Raw genomic sequence first — 14,059 nt, 5'->3', positions numbered from 1 at the left:
GTGGGGTACCCACGCGCAGCGGTTTTGGCGCTCTAGACACCCCTGCTCACGTGTGACTCGCTCTTGGTGCGGCTTGTGACGGGACCCCACCGCCAACGCGCCCACCAACGCAACCGGCAGCCGCCCTAAGCAACAGGCGTGCCATCAGCCCACAGGCAGCGCCATCCCCCGATCAGATTGCCGGGGGTCTGGGGGCAGAGCCCCCAGGGGAAGCACGCAAGGCGACCAGGCCGCCCGCAACCCAGCCCACCCGCGAAACACGCCAGGCGCCAACGCCGAAGGCGAGGCAACGGCAAGGCAACCCCCTCAGCACTTCTCCATCTGGGGGTTCCGGTTCTCCGCAGCCTCGTCCACCTTCAACTCCCCACCCTCCCAAACCAGCACATAAACCACCCGCCACCGAATGCACCCCTCCGGCAAAGCAGGCGGAGCCTTGGCAACGTCCTGAGTGGACACAAAGGACAGCAGCACCCGCAACCGCCGCCCCACCACGTCGGACTCGACCCGCTGCACCACCATCCCGCCATCACGAGTGGTCTCATACGCAGAAACCCAGCTCGCCTCAGGCGTCCCGGACACCCGACGAGCCGACACCACCCCGCGCCAGGCGGCGAAGTCGCCGGAGTTGATCGCGTCGAAGTACTCCTGCAGCACCCGCTGGACGGAGGTCCGGTCAGGGTGGGTGAACGAGTCAGGGCTGAGCCGCACCTCCGCGGACCCCGGCAACGTCCCCGCGACCGACGACTCGATCGCCGGGGTGCCCTTGGCCTCGGCCGGGCGCGCGTACACGGTTCGGCCGACCATTCCGGCCGCCACCGCGGCACCGGTGATCACCACCACGGCCGGCACCAGCCAACGGCTCGCCACGCTCCCCACGCACGTCAGCCTAGTCGCACGACACGCCGGGCAGCAGAGGGCCACTCACAAATCGTGTCGCGTTACATCGAAACACAATTTTCACTCGAACGATTACATCACACGGAGATTTAGCGAGTTGCATGCAGTAAGACAATGTTTGGTACATAAAAGTCAATGGGCAATCTCCTCCTACGAATGGGTTCCAACGGGTCACTCATTACCGCCATTCGGCCGCATCAAACACGCAATCGCAGCCAATTTTGGCTTCACCCGGAAAGAGCAGCCGACACAGCGCGTGCATGACACATCACTGCAACCACCTATACGTCGGCGCCGATCTGGAATACCACAGCTCAGAGGCGCGCAAGATCAGGAACGCGGGAGTGCCGTTTAGCGAAAGCCCCGCCAACCCACGTCTGTCGGCCGTTCAACAAACATCTCAACCGGGTGAGATGGACCCAAACCTCATCACCACAGGTCACATACGCGCCGGTAACCGACGCCTTCGCAGACACGAACGGGGGACCGATATGACTCGAACGGCGGATTCCCCATAGCTGCCGAATTGTGCGGGAATATGCCGCGTCAAACAAAACGCAAACGAGCCAGAACGAGTCAGGGAGGAGAATTCGGTGGACCTCAGATACGAGGCGTACTGCTTCGCGGACCGGCAGTTCTACGATCTGCAGAGCAGCACCGAAACCACTCCCAACGACGACTTTTCGCTCGAACTGCCCGCGCTCCCACCCGACTGGGTGACGATCGAGCGCAACGTGTGGCGGAACCACCACCCGAAGGGGGTCAAACTCCCCAACCAAGGGTGGAAGGTCCACGTTTCCGCTGGACTCGACAACGCCGGCCGGGTATTGAAGGCCACCTTCGACTACTGCGTCGAACGGCGAATCCCCTTCAAGTACCTGCCGACCGTCTCGATCGTCCTGGCCCGCAACTCGAAGTACGCGCCGCGGGACGGCAGCGGCAAGCTCGTCACGATCTACCCGCAGGACGCCGAGCAGCTGGAGACGATCTGCACCGAGCTCGCGCAGGTCCTCGACGGCGAGCACGGGGCCTACATCCTGAGCGACCTCCGCTTCGGCAAGGGCCCGCTCTACGTGCGCTACGGCGGGTTCGCCGAGCAGTGGACCGAGGTCGACGGGCAGCAGGTGCTGGCGATCGCGGGCCCCGACGGCGAGCTCGTCCCGGACAGGCGCAAGCCGGTGTTCAGCCTCCCCGAGTGGATCGAGCTGCCGGCCTTCCTCAAGCCGCACCTGGCCGAGCGCAACGCCGGCGACCCCGACAAGTTCCCCTACCAGATCAAGAGCTCGCTGCACTTCTCCAACGGCGGCGGCGTCTACCTCGCGACCCGCAAGAGCGACGGCAAGGAGGTCGTGCTCAAGGAGGCGCGGCCGCACGCCGGGCTCGACCGCGAGGGCCGCGACGCCGTGGCACGGCTGGAGCTGGAGCACGAGATCCTCACGAAGCTGCACGGCATCGACGGCGTTCCCGAGGTCTACGACCGCTTCACCGAGTGGGAGCACCTGTTCGTGGCCATGGAGTTCATGCCGGGGCGCTCGCTCGGGCAGTGGCTCGGCCACAACTACCCGTTGACGCACAAGGACACCACGCCGGAACTCCTGAGCGACTACCGCGTCAGGGCGCAGGAGCTCATCACCAAGATCGAGCGCCTCGTGGAAAGCGTGCACGAACGCGGGGTCGTGTTCGGCGACCTGCACACGATGAACATCCTGGTCGACGAGGACGACACCGTCTCGCTCATCGACTTCGAGCTGTCGTCGACCATCGAGGACGTGCACCGGCCCACGCTCGGCGCGCCCGGTTTCCAGGCGCCGAACGACCGCGAGGGCTTCGACATCGACGCCTACCCGCTGGCCGCGCTCAAGCTGTGGATCTTCCTGCCGCTCAACGCGGTCCTGGAGCTCGCGCCGGCCAAGCTGCGCCAGCACGTGCACGTGATCGCGGACCGGTTCGGCCTGAGCGACGACTACCAGAAGCAGATCCTCGACGTGCTCACCCCACGCGTGGATCCCCCGGCCGATCCGGCGTTCACGGCGTTCGACGACGAGAACCCGGACTGGGCGGTCGTGCGCAAGGAGATCGCCACGGCGATCCTGCACAGCGCGACGCCTCAACGGAAAGACCGCCTTTTCCCCGGCGACATCGAGCAGTTCGAGACCGGCGGCCTGGGCTTCGGCCACGGCGCCGCGGGCGTGCTGCACGCACTCGCGGAGAGCGGCGAGGGTCGCTACCCCGAGCACGAGCGGTGGCTGGTCGAGGCGGTCCGCAACGACCCGCCGAAGCTGCCCGGCTTCTTCGTCGGCGCGCACGGCATCGCGCACGTGCTGGAGAACTTCGGCCACCACGACATCGCGACCGAACTCGTCGAGCGCTACGCCCCGCACGTGCGCACCACCCAGGACCACGGGCTCAACGCCGGCCTGTCCGGCATCGGCCTCAACCTGCTGCACTTCGCGAACTCGCGCGACGACCGGAACTTCACCGCACAGGCCGAGGAACTGGCCGAACGGCTCGCGAAGCAGCTCTCCGAAGCCCCACCGCCCGGCGACACGGCGAGGGCAGGACTGCTGCACGGCTGGTCAGGTCCCGCCCTGTTCTTCCTGCGCCTGTTCGAGCACACGGGAGAACAGCGCTGGCTCGACCTGTCCGAACAGGCGCTCGAACGCGACCTGGCCGAGACGATGGTCGCACTGGACGGCTCGCTGCAGGTGCGCGACGGCACGTTCCGGAGCCTGCCCTACGTCGGCGTCGGCGGCGCGGGAATCGCGTTGGTGCTGACGGAGTTCGCGAAGGCGGCACCGGAACGTGCCTGCGCGGCAAGGCTTCCCGAGCTGCTCGGCGGCTGCACCGGCGAGTTCGTCATCCAGCCGGCGTTCACGCTCGGCAGGGCCGGGCTGATGGCGACGCTGGCCCACGCGACCAGGCACCAGCCGGACGAGCGCCTCGAACGCTCCGTCCAGCGGCACCTCAAGGCTCTCGGCTGGCACGCGGTGCGCTACGGCGGAGGGCTCGCCTTCCCCGGTGTGCAGCTGCGCCGGCTCTCCATGGACCTCAACACCGGCGGTGCGGGCGTGCTGCTCGCCATCGCCTCCACAGTGGACGGACGTCCACCACTCCCCTTCCTCGGAAGGGCACAGACCCCGGCCCACTCGGGCCGGTAGCAAGAAGAGATCGATCCCTCTAATTAGGAGATAGTCATGGGCTTCATCCTCGACCTGCAGGACATCGAGACCCCCGAGGCGCCGAGCAACGTGCTCGCGGGCGGCGGCCACGGTGGCGGCGGCGGCTCCACGACGGCGTCCAACGCCTCGCTGCTGCTCCCCTGCTCGCACAGCACCGTCAGCCTGCTGGCCTGCTGACCTGCGCGTCAACTGAAACACCGCGGTGAGTGAGCGGCATAGGCGAAGTATGCCGCTCACCCTCCGACTGCAGGGCCCGGCAGCCGGCCAGCTGTCGGGCCCTCGCTCATGATGCGCCCTGAAGACCCCCGGAGGAACAGCCGATGGCCAAACCAGGTGACGCCCTGCTGTTCTCCGTGATCCGCCGCGACCACCGCCCGTGGTTGCTCCTGCTCAACGCCGCGGTCACCACGACCGGCGGCCTGCTGCTCCCCGCGGCGCTCGCCGACGCCGTCGACATGGCCCTGAGCGGCACGTTCGTCCTGTTCACGATCACCTGGCTGCTCCTGCTGGCCGCGACCGAGATCATCGGGGACGCGATCGGCATCGTGCTCGCCGCGAGCACCACCAGTCGCGCCACAGCTCTCCTGCGCCGCAAGCTCTCCCGCAGACTCCTCACCATCGGACACCCCTCGCCGTTCGCCGCCGGGGACGCGGTGAGCCGGGTGACGGGCGACTGCGGCAACGCGGGCGGCATCGCCGTCACGGTGATCACCCTGGTCGTCACCGCCGTGTCCTCGGCGGGCGCCGTCGTCGCGCTGGCGTTGCTGGACTGGCGGCTGGCGGCGGTGTTCGTGCTCAGCGTTCCCTTGGCAGGCCTGCTGATCCGCACCCACATGCGCATGACCGCCGACGACGTGCTGACCTACCAGGAAGTCTCCGGTGAGGTCTCGGCGCGGCTGCTCGACTCGGTGTCCGGCCTGCGCACGATCGCGTCCGCCGGCATCGCCGACCGCGAGACGGACCGCGTGCTGGAGCCGCTCCCCCGGCTCGCCGCGGCCGGCGCCGGCATGTGGCGCACCCAGGCGAAGATGATGTGGCGGGCCGGGTTGCTGCTGCCCGCCGTCGAGGTCGCGGTGCTCACCGCCGCCGGGTTCGGTGTGATGGAAGGCAGGCTGAGCACCGGTGACGTGCTCGCCGCCCTCGGGTACGCGGCGCTCGGCATGGGGATCGTCGGCCAGATGACCCAGCTGACCGTGCTCGAACGCACCCGCGCCAGCGCCGGCAGGATCGTCGAGGTCCTCGACACCCCCACGCCGGTGCGTCCCGTCTCCAAGCCGTCCAACGGGGTCATCGAGCTGTGGAACGTCAGCGTCGACGGTGCGCTGCGCGACGTGAACCTGATGATCCCTGCCGGCATGTTCGTCGCGGTCGTCGGCAGTTCCGGCGCGGGCAAGTCGACGCTGGCGTCGGTGCTCGGTGGACTGTCCGGTGTGGACGGCGGCGAGGTCCGCGGCCACGACTCCGTCGGCTACGCGTTCGAACGTCCCGCGTTGCTGGGCACGACGATCGGCCGTTCGATCGGCTACGGGACGGACGCCGACGAGGTCCAGGTGCGCGATGCCGCCGTCGCCGCCCAGGTGCACGACGTGCTGATCCGCCTCCCGCAGGGCTACGAGACACCGGTCGCCGACGCCCCGCTGTCCGGCGGTGAGGCGCAGCGGATCGGCCTCGCCCGCGCGATCGTCCGCGACCCCGGCGTGCTCGTGCTCGACGACGCCACCGCGAGTCTGGACACCGTCACCGAGGCCGAAGTGGACAAGGCCCTGACCACGGCGCTGCCCGGCAGGACGCGGGTCGTCGTGACGCACCGCGCGGCCACGGCCGCCAGGGCGGACCTGGTGGTGTGGCTGGAGGACGGCCGGATCAGGGGCACCGGCAGCCACGGGGCGCTGTGGCACAACAAGGCCTACCGGGCCGTGTTCACCGGGGGCGAGTGATGCGCTTCTACCTCTCCACGCTGGCAGGACACCGCAGAGGTGTCCTGATCCTGCTCGGCTGGTCGCTGCTGGAGGGCATTCCCGCGTTCTTCGGCGGCAGGCTCGTCGGCACCGCCGTCGACCAGGGCTTCGCGGCGGGAGATCCGCTGGCCGGCGTGCTGTGGCTGCTCGCGTTCGCGACGCTCGCGGTGATCGGCGCGCTGGGCCAGCGGCAGGTGTTCGCCCGGCTCGGCTCCGTCGTCGAACCGATGCGCGACGCCCTGGTCGCGCGGGTCGTGCGGGGCGTGCTGAACGACCCGACGCACCGCCGCACCCCGGACGCCAGCGCGGTCGCCATGATCACCCGGCACGTCGAGGTGGTCCGCGACGCCACCGCGGGGGTGCTGGTGCAGGCCCGCGCCCTCCTGGTCACGACGATCGCCGCGCTGGTCGGCGTCGCGACGACGGCCGCCGCGCTGATCTGGCTGGTCGTGCTCCCGATCGTGGCCTCGCTGCTGCTCTTCGGGTTGCTGCTCCCCTCGCTGGCCAAACGGCAGCGCGACGCCGTGATCGCCGACGAACGCACGGCGGAGGCGTCCGGTTCGGTGCTGACCGGACTGCGCGACGTCGCCGCCTGCGACGCGGCCGACGAGGCGTACTGGGACATCGCGAAGCAGGTGAACCTGCAGGCCAAGGCAACGATCACCGTCGCGTGGGCGAACTCGTTGCGCGCCACGGTGATCGCGCTGGGCGGCTTCGCGCCCATCGTGCTGCTGGTGGCGTTCGCTCCCCCGCTCGTCGCGTCCGGTCAGCTCACGACGGGTGCGGTCCTCGCGGCCGTCGTCTACCTCACCAACAGCGTGAACCCCGCGCTGCACGGCCTGGCCCGCACCACCAGCACGGTCGTGATGCGGCTGATGGTCGCACTCAAACGACTTCAGGAGGCGGCACCGCGCACCGACCGCCGGCCGGGCACCGAGACCCCGTCCGACGGCGAGTTCGTGCTGCACGACGTCACGTTCGGCTGGAGCCCGGACGCGGTACCGGTGGTGCGCGGCCTGTCGCTCGGCCTGCGTCCCGGTGACCACCTGGCGGTCGTCGGCCCGTCCGGCATCGGCAAGTCCACAATGGCCAGTCTGCTCACCGGGCTGATGCCACCGGACCACGGCCGTGTGCTGTTCGGCGGAGCGCCGGTGGACCAGGTGACGCCGGAGGTCCGCCACCACGCGATCGCGCTGATTCCACAGGAGACGTACCTGTTCACAGGCACTGTGCGAGAAAACCTCACGCTTCTCGCACCGTGGGCGACCGACGACGAGCTCGTCGAGGCGGCGAAGAAGGTTGGCGCCAAACAACTTCTGGACAGGATCGGCGGCCTGGACGGGACACTCGGGCACGGCGGAGAAGGACTTTCCGCTGGTGAGGCGCAACTGCTCGCACTCGCGCGGGTCTACGTCACGTCCGCGAGCGTCATCATCCTCGACGAGGCGACGTCGCACCTCGACCCCGCCGCCGAGGCCCGCGCCGAACGGGCTTTCGCGGAACGGCAAGGCATTCTCGTGGTGATCGCACACCGGCTGAGCTCGGCGCTGCGCGCGAACCGCGTGCTGGTCATGGACGGCGGCAGGCCGCTGCTCGGCACGCACGAGCACCTGCTCAAGACGTCCGCGCTCTACGGACGGCTCATGCTGGCCTGGGATCCCACGCACCGGGAGGAAACCCCGCTGCCCAAACGGTGAGCGGGGTCCACTCAGGACTGAGGATCAGCCGACGCGGTGCAGCCAGGTGACCGGCGCGCCGTCTCCCGCCCGGCGGAAAGGTTCCAGTGCGTCGTCCCACGCGGCCCCGAGCAGTTCGTCGACGCCGTGCGCGAAGGACTCACCACCACGAGCCCGGACCGCGAGAGATCGCAGCTGGTCCTCGTTCACGACGATGTCTCCGTTGGCCGAGGTTCTGGCATGCCAGAGCCCCAACACGGGCGCGAAGCAGAATCGCTCCCCGTCCTGACCTGAGGAAGGTTCCTCGGTCACTTCGAACCGGAGCATCGGCCACGCGCGCAGCGCAGCAACGAGCTTGGCGCCGGTGCCGGCGTCTCCGGTCCACGCGCATTCAGCGCGCAACTGGCCTGGTGCCGCGGGTTGCGCTGCCCACCTGAGGTCTACCCGGACACCGAGGGTGCCCGAGATCGCCCACTCGACGTGCGGACAGACCGCAGACGGCGACGAGTGGACGTAAACCACGCCACTGGTGCTGCCACGGGTGCTCACTGCTGACCTCCGCTACTCGACGAGGGACGTCTTCCCCTACGCCTTTGTCGAGAGTGAGGTGATCACCGCGAAACCCGCTCGCTGCATTCTGCCTCGACTTGAGGCATGTCCGCCATAAGAACCAGCTCGATCATCACCCGACCGGGGCAGATACAGGTCTTAAGTCCCGATCTCCCCGGCCGAGCGATGCGTGATCGTGATCTAGAGGGCGTTTACCGCGGCCACCACGTCGACCAGGCCCGTTCCCTTGTCGAACGACGAGGTGTAGGGCCCCGCCGGCTGGTAGCCCGTGCCGTACTTGTGGGCCGTCGACTTCAGCGCCCGCTCGACGTCGGCGGGGGTCGCGGAAGGCTTCGCCTGGAACAGCTGTGCGACGATCCCGGCGATGTGCGGTGCCGCCATCGACGTGCCGCTGATCGTGTTGAACGTGCCGAGGTCGAGCAGCCCCGGCCCGTTCTGCGGGTCCAGGCCGGTGGCGCAGATCGGCAGGTAGAGCCGGCACGACGAGGTGATGTTCTCCCCCGGCGCCGAGATGTCCGGCCAGGTCGCCGAGTCCGCGGCGAGACCGCGCGAGGAGAAGTCGGACAGCGCGCCGTCGCGGGTGCCGGTGCCCTGGTCGTTGTAGGACGCGACCGAGATCACGCCGGGGGTCGGGTCGACACCGGGCGGGTTGGACAGGTTCGCCGACCCGTCGCCGCCGTCATTGCCGTTCGCCCACACCACCACGACACCCTCGGCCACGAGCTGGCGCTGCAGCTTCACCGTCACCGACTCGGGGTCGAACGCGCCGCCGCCGGACGGGCCGTAGGAGTTGTTGATCACCTTGATCGGCGGGCAGGTCGCAGCGGGCACGCCGGCGCCGCACGGGGCACGGTGGTTCTCCAGCACCCAGTTCAGCGCGGCGTCCGCGCCGAGGATGAGGATCGCCGCGCCGGTCGAGATCACGACGCCCTTCGCGCCCGGCGCCGCGCCGCGGATCACCGGTCCGCCGCTGGTCTGCACGTCACCACCGATCGCGATGCCGGTGACGTGCGTGCCGTGGCCGCCCAGCGACGTGGTGTCGGTGTCGAGGAAGTTCGGCACCGGCACGATGCAGTTCGTCTGCGTCGAGCCGTCCAGGCACAGGCTCTTGAGGTTGCGGACGATCCGGCCGCCGAACGACGGGTGCGTCGGGTCGACGCCGGAGTCGATCACGGCGACGGACACGCCCTCGCCGGTCAGGCCGAGGCTGTTGCGGGCGTCGAGGCCGCGGGTCGCGGTGTGCGAGGTCGACCCGAGGAACTTGATCGGCTTCTGGACCTCGACGCGCGTGACGCCGGACTTGGTTCTGGCGGAGGAGATCCGCGCGGAGTCACCCCTCGCGGCGACGACACCGATCTTGCGGAAGCTGGTGAGCTTCTGCAGACCGGCCGCCTCGACCGCCCGTTCGGCGGCGGCGATGTCGGTGCCGTGGACGTAGACCGTGGAGGTCGGTGCGGCCGTCGCGACAGGGGATGCGACGGCCACCAGCAGTACGGCGAGCGATGCAGCGCGTAAGTACATGGACCCTCCGTGAACATTGGCAGGCAATCCTTCTAACGAGTGATCCACATAACGGTGACGGCCATCACGCAATGTCTCGACCGAGTGCGGTTGGCCGACCCCGGACCGCTACGGTGTCCCTCCGTGCGGAAAGGTAGGGACTCGTGCGGCTGATCCGTCTGGGCGCTGAACCTTCGGCCATTGGGGCGGACGTGCGTGCCGCCCTCACGGCGTGGGGCGCGGGTACCGGAGTCCTCGGTGGTGTCGCGCTGATCGGCGTCCAACCGCCGGACTGCCCCGTGCCGCTCGACGCGATCGTCGTGCTGCCCAAGGGCGTCCTCGTGATCGTCGGCGTCGACCTGCCGGACCCCGGCGTGAAGCTGGAGGCGCCGCTCGGCGGCCAGTGGACGATCGACGGCTGGCCGCTCGTCTCCGAGGACGGCTCGCCCAACCCCGCGACCGAGGCCGTGGCCGCGGCGACGGCGGTGGCGCAGCGGATCCAGGCGATGCGCGCGGAACCGCTCCCGGTCAGCACGGTCGTGGCGGTCGGCCCGTACGTGAGCCAGGTCGTGCAGCCGACGAACGACCTCAACCGCGGCGTGCGGGTGCTGCACCCCAAACCGTCCACTTTGCTCAGTGCTGCCCGCGAGCTCGCGACGTCCACGGTGCCGTGCACGGCCGATCACGCCGTGAAGCTCCTCGCGATCCTGCAGACCACCGGCACGCCGCCGGAGACGCGGGCGCTGCTGTCCGAGGGCTTCAGCGACGCGGTGTCCGACCTCGCGGCCGCCACCACGATGCTGATCCCGAAGGCCCAGATGCGGCAGGCCATCGGACGCAAGCGCTTGCCAGGCAAGCTGACCTGGCCGTACCTCGCGGCGGCGGGACTGCTCGCGCTGATCCTCGTCGTGTGGCTGGTGGTCGCGCTGCCCGGTGACGACAAGCCGGCCGACGCGACGCCCGCGCCGACGTCGACGCAGCCGACGACGGTGGTCGTGGACGGCACGGCGTTCGTGCCGAAGGAGATGAAGAAGGACCAGGACTGCAAGACGCAGGCGTTCGGTGACGTGAAGGCGTGGCTGACCGCGAACGACTGCGGCGTGCTGCTGCGCGCCACCTACGAGACGACGCTGCAGGACAAGAAGGCGACCGTGATGGTCGCGGACATGGACCTGTACGACGCGCCGAGCGCGAAGGCGTTGCACGGGATCGTCGCGCTGCCGGGATCGGGCGGCGTGCACGGGCTCGACGGCAAGCCGCTGGAGAACGCGGCGTTCGCCAACAACGTCAAGGGAAGCCACGTGACGCTGGCGTTCGCGGTGTGGTCGGGCGGCGCGGGCGACCCGGCGCTGGAGCCGATCGCCAAGCAGGCGTTGCGGCTCCCCGTCACCCGGTAGAGGGTGAAGGGCATGGTCGGACAACTTCGCTCTGTCGTGCTCGACTGCCCGAACCCCTCCGAGCTCGCGTCGTTCTACGAGGAGCTGCTCGGGGCCGAACGCCTGGACGGCGACGACGACACCTGGGTGGTGATCGTCACGAACGGCACGCGCGTCGCGTTCCAGCTAGCGCCCGAGTACGAGCCTCCGACGTTCCCCGACCCGCGCGGCTCCCAGCAGTTCCACCTCGACGTGCTGGTCGACGACGTCGAGGAGGCCGAGCCGAAGGTGCTGGCACTCGGCGCGAAGCCGTTGCGACGCGAGGACGACGACCAGTTCCGGGTGTACGCGGACCCGGTGGGGCACACCTTCTGCCTCATGTGGCTCACCTGATCTACCGTGCGGGCATGAGCCAGCCGATCCCCTTCGCCGACACCAACTTCAAGCTCGCCGTCGTCCAGGAGCTGATGTACGTCCAGAACCTCCTGCCGAGGTTCGACCTGCGCGAGTACGCCGCCGAGCAGGGCTTCACCTACGACGACAACGACTTCGGGGCGGTGCCCGAGGCGCTGGCCTACTTCGAGGCGCTCGCGGTCCCCGCCGAGCTCGCGGAGAAGGTCACCGAGCTCCAGATGGACGGTGGCAACGAGATCTACCTGGAGATCGCGCCGGGCTGGGACGGCGAGGACAGCCTGTTCGACGTCGACGAGTTCGCCGACCTGCGGCACTTCCCCGACCTGAAGTCGATGACGCTGCTCTACACGGGCAACCAGGAGGCGCTGGAGGCGCTGCGCGCCCGCGGGATCGAGGCGGACTGGCTCTGACGCTCCGGCCCGTGTGGCTTTCATGATCCAGGCCTACTGTTGCGGCCATGGACTTCGACGTCATCGTCATCGGTGGTGGCCCCGTAGGTGAGAACGTGGCGTGGCGGACGGCCGCGGGAGGCCTGTCCACCGCCATGATCGAGAAGGAACTGGTCGGGGGCGAGTGCTCGTACTGGGCCTGCATGCCCTCGAAGGCGTTGCTGCGCTCAGGCCACGCGCTCGCCGCCGCCCAGCGGGTCAGGGGCGTGGTCGGCGGGTCGCTCGACGCGGCCGCGGTGCTGGAGCGGCGCACCGGCTTCACCTCCGACTGGGACGACAGCGGCCAGGTCAAGTGGGCCGAGTCGGAGAACATCCACGTCCTGCGGGGTGACGGCGAGGTCACCGGCGAACGCGAGGTCACCGTGCGCGGGGCGGACGGGGAGACCGTGTACCGGGCCCGCCAGGCCGTCGTGGTGTGCACGGGCAGCGTGCCGAAGATGCCTCCGCTGGACGGCATCGACGACACTCCCGTGTGGACTTCGCGGGAGGCCACGTCGGCCCGTGAGGTGCCGGACTCGCTGGTCGTGCTCGGCGGTGGCGTCGTCGGCGTCGAGATGGCGCAGGCGTGGGCGCGGCTGGGGTCGGACGTGAAGCTCGTCGTGTCCGGTGACCGGCCGCTGCCGAAGATGGAGGACTTCGTCGGCCCGCTGGTCGTCGAGGGCCTGGAGGCGGACGGCGTCGAGGTGCTGCTCAACGGCCGCGCGTCCGCGATCAAGCCGGGCGAGCTGACGTTGCAGGACGGCCGCACGGTGCGGGGTTCGCACATCCTCGTCGCGACCGGCCGGGTGCCGGCGACCAAGGACGCCAAGCCGCTGACCATCGACGACTCCGGTCTGGTGTCCGGCGTGGACGGACGATGGCTGTACGCGGCGGGCGACGTCACCGGGCGCGCGTTGCTGACGCACCAGGGCAAGTACCAGGCGCGGGCGGTCGGCACGGCGATCCTGGAGCGCTCACGCGGGTTCGAGCCGAAGGAGCGGTCTGCGGGGCAGGCGTGGGCGGACCACGTGGCGGTGCCGCAGGTCGTGTTCACCGACCCCGAGGTGGCGTTCGTCGGCCACACCGCCGAAGAAGCGCGGGCCGCGGGACGTGACATCAAGGTCGTCGACCTCGACATCGCGGTCGCCGGGTCGTCGCTGCACGCCGACGGATACAAGGGCAGGACGCGGATGGTCGTGGACGAGCGCACGCGGACGCTCGTCGGTGTCACGTTCGTCGGTCAGGACGTCGCCGAACTGCTGCACTCGGCCACCGTCGCGATCGTCGGAGAGGTCACCGTGGACCGGTTGTGGCACGCGGTGCCCTCGTACCCGACGATCAGCGAGGTCTGGCTGCGGATGCTCGAGTCCTACGGGCTCTGAGGCTCCAGCACGGATCCGAGCATGCCGATGAGCAGCTCGTCCGCCGTGCCGACCACGTGCGCGCGCTCGTTCTCGTCGACCCGTTCGGCGAGCTTGAACAGCGCGTCCGCGGTCTGCACGGCGATCCGGAACGTCAGCACGACCGGCGCGTCGCCGTGGGCACCGAACCGGCGGACGAACATCTCGGCCAGCCGTTCGGCCATCAGCTCGTACTGGTCGACGCTGGAGTCGAGGCGGTGGCTGTCCAGCATGTCGCTGAACCGGACCCTGCCGAAGCCGGGCACGTCCGCGAGCATCCTGTTGTAGACGGCGACGACCTGGTGCATGGCCTCGCGCCACGTCCGCGCGATCAGGTCCTTGGTGAACAGCTCCTCGACTTCGCGGAGATAGTTCTCCATACCGCGAAGTGCCAGAGCGTGCACGACAGAACGTTTGTCGGGGAAGTACTGATAGAAAGAACCAATGGGCACTCCGGCCACATCGACGATGCGAGCCGTGGTGATGTCGTCGTAGTCGTATTCGTTCAGCAGGCCCGCACAAGCGTCGAGGATCGCGGAGACCGTCGCCGCGCCGCGCTGTTGCACGGGCTGCCGGCGCATCACCCTGGCTAACCTGCCTTTTGCCGGATCTTCATGCACACCGACATCTTTATCCATAAGTGCGCAGAAGCCAAAGCACA

Annotated in this window: 12 protein-coding genes; 8 read left to right on the top strand and 4 right to left on the bottom strand. The window is 69.2% G+C overall.

Features of this window, described 5'->3' with window-relative positions; translation table 11 throughout:
• Positions 1–306: 306 nt before the first annotated feature.
• Complete coding sequence (locus ACFWN2_RS38810; RefSeq protein ID WP_382435551.1) at positions 307–876, bottom strand: hypothetical protein; 570 nt, start codon at positions 874–876, stop codon at positions 307–309.
• A gap of 614 nt (positions 877–1,490) precedes the next feature.
• Here ACFWN2_RS38810 and lanKC point away from each other — a divergent pair.
• The 4 genes from lanKC to ACFWN2_RS38790 all read left to right on the top strand — a co-directional run bounded on the left by lanKC (position 1,491) and on the right by ACFWN2_RS38790 (position 7,731).
• Positions 1,491–4,055 carry a class III lanthionine synthetase LanKC gene (gene lanKC / locus ACFWN2_RS38805; RefSeq protein WP_382435550.1) on the top strand — a complete coding sequence of 855 codons (2,565 nt, stop codon included), beginning with the start codon at positions 1,491–1,493 and terminating at the stop codon, positions 4,053–4,055.
• Positions 4,056–4,091: 36 nt separating this feature from the next.
• Positions 4,092–4,253 carry a SapB/AmfS family lanthipeptide gene (locus ACFWN2_RS38800; RefSeq protein WP_089922401.1) on the top strand — a complete coding sequence of 54 codons (162 nt, stop codon included), beginning with the start codon at positions 4,092–4,094 and terminating at the stop codon, positions 4,251–4,253.
• A 143-nt stretch (positions 4,254–4,396) separates the two neighbouring features.
• Positions 4,397–6,013, top strand: a complete 1,617-nt coding sequence (locus ACFWN2_RS38795; RefSeq protein ID WP_382435549.1) for an ABC transporter ATP-binding protein — start codon at positions 4,397–4,399, stop codon at positions 6,011–6,013.
• Positions 6,013–7,731 (top strand): ABC transporter ATP-binding protein, encoded by a 1,719-nt coding sequence (locus ACFWN2_RS38790; RefSeq protein WP_382435548.1) that lies wholly within the window; start codon positions 6,013–6,015, stop codon positions 7,729–7,731. Before ACFWN2_RS38795 ends, ACFWN2_RS38790 begins: the two co-directional genes overlap by 1 nt.
• A gap of 24 nt (positions 7,732–7,755) precedes the next feature.
• Here the strand turns inward: ACFWN2_RS38790 and ACFWN2_RS38785 are convergent, their stop codons facing one another.
• Positions 7,756–8,259, bottom strand: coding sequence for a DUF3145 domain-containing protein (locus ACFWN2_RS38785; RefSeq protein WP_030474501.1), 504 nt, complete (start codon positions 8,257–8,259; stop codon positions 7,756–7,758).
• Between the two features lie 201 nt (positions 8,260–8,460).
• Positions 8,461–9,801 (bottom strand): S8 family serine peptidase, encoded by a 1,341-nt coding sequence (locus ACFWN2_RS38780; protein ID WP_382435547.1) that lies wholly within the window; start codon positions 9,799–9,801, stop codon positions 8,461–8,463.
• Between the two features lie 143 nt (positions 9,802–9,944).
• Between ACFWN2_RS38780 and ACFWN2_RS38775 the strand changes: the two genes are divergently transcribed.
• From ACFWN2_RS38775 to ACFWN2_RS38760, 4 genes are read left to right on the top strand one after another with little or no spacing between them, the layout of a single operon-like run.
• Positions 9,945–11,177 carry a hypothetical protein gene (locus ACFWN2_RS38775; RefSeq protein WP_382435546.1) on the top strand — a complete coding sequence of 411 codons (1,233 nt, stop codon included), beginning with the start codon at positions 9,945–9,947 and terminating at the stop codon, positions 11,175–11,177.
• A gap of 12 nt (positions 11,178–11,189) precedes the next feature.
• The gene (locus ACFWN2_RS38770) at positions 11,190–11,549 is read left to right on the top strand and encodes a VOC family protein (protein WP_382435545.1); all 360 of its coding nucleotides are present in this window, start codon (positions 11,190–11,192) and stop codon (positions 11,547–11,549) included.
• 14 nt (positions 11,550–11,563) lie between these two features.
• Positions 11,564–11,980 carry a DUF6892 domain-containing protein gene (locus tag ACFWN2_RS38765; protein WP_382435544.1) on the top strand — a complete coding sequence of 139 codons (417 nt, stop codon included), beginning with the start codon at positions 11,564–11,566 and terminating at the stop codon, positions 11,978–11,980.
• Positions 11,981–12,027: 47 nt separating this feature from the next.
• Positions 12,028–13,380, top strand: a complete 1,353-nt coding sequence (locus tag ACFWN2_RS38760) for a dihydrolipoyl dehydrogenase family protein (RefSeq protein ID WP_382435543.1) — start codon at positions 12,028–12,030, stop codon at positions 13,378–13,380.
• Here ACFWN2_RS38760 and ACFWN2_RS38755 read toward each other — a convergent pair.
• Positions 13,368–13,979 (bottom strand): TetR/AcrR family transcriptional regulator, encoded by a 612-nt coding sequence (locus ACFWN2_RS38755; protein ID WP_382435542.1) that lies wholly within the window; start codon positions 13,977–13,979, stop codon positions 13,368–13,370. The genes ACFWN2_RS38760 and ACFWN2_RS38755 overlap by 13 nt on opposite strands.
• Positions 13,980–14,059: the final 80 nt, after the last annotated feature.

Source organism: Lentzea sp. NPDC058436 (genome assembly GCF_042721515.1).
Classification (GTDB): domain Bacteria; phylum Actinomycetota; class Actinomycetes; order Mycobacteriales; family Pseudonocardiaceae; genus Lentzea.
Note: the sequence above shows the minus strand (reverse complement) of the source record. Positions and strands in the feature narration are given on the sequence as shown.